We start from the raw sequence: 290 nt of genomic DNA on the forward strand, positions 1-290 counted from the left end.
CCTGCGGACCGTGGCCGTTCTGCGGGTTGGTGGCCGCGCCGTTGTAGAAGTAGGCGTCGTCGCCCAGGCGCAGGGTCATGCCGTCGAAAAACGGCAGGCGGGCGCCCAGGGGGACGGGAATGCGCACCTTGGCGTTGCTGACCACCTGCACCACGTCGAGGCTGCGGGGGTGGTCCTGGGCGCGCCAGGCCGCCAGGTACTCGGCTGACACGGGCTGGTGCTGCTTGGGGTCCATCCAGCCCACGTAGTTGTCGGCCGCGGTGCGCACCTGCTGCCAGTTGCCCTGCGTC

Annotated in this window: 1 pseudogene; it reads right to left on the reverse strand. The window is 70.7% G+C overall.

Annotation, left to right across the window (positions count from 1 at the left end):
- A pseudogene (locus tag EJV47_RS27795) lies at positions 1-290 on the reverse strand (hypothetical protein); the annotation flags it as partial.

It is taken from the genome of Hymenobacter gummosus, assembly GCF_003970915.1.
GTDB classification, from domain to species: domain Bacteria; phylum Bacteroidota; class Bacteroidia; order Cytophagales; family Hymenobacteraceae; genus Solirubrum; species Solirubrum gummosum.